Origin of the sequence: Streptomyces sp. SID11385, from assembly GCF_010548245.1 — a bacterium.
Lineage (GTDB): Bacteria > Actinomycetota > Actinomycetes > Streptomycetales > Streptomycetaceae > Streptomyces.
Map to the genome: position 1 here is coordinate 1 of NZ_JAAGLR010001198.1, position 216 is coordinate 216.

At 69.9% G+C, this 216-nt stretch carries 1 pseudogene; it reads right to left on the minus strand.

From position 1 onward, the window contains the following. Positions 1 to 216, minus strand: a pseudogene (locus G3I42_RS36770) (alpha/beta hydrolase); the annotation flags it as partial.

Sequence of the window (216 nt, forward strand, 5' to 3'; positions counted from 1 at the left end):
TCGATGCGCGCGTTCGGCACCGTGTCGTAGTGGTGTGCCGAAGTCGGGTCCCAGCGACGGTCGGCCGCGCCGAAGATCACCAGGACCGGGACGCCGAGGGCGGTGAGTCGCTCGGGGACGCTCCGCTCGGTGATGTACGCGGTGTTCCGGCGCAGCACGGTCCTGAACGTGCGGTAGCCGATGCCCCGGGCCTCGGTGATCAGGTTGTCCGGGATG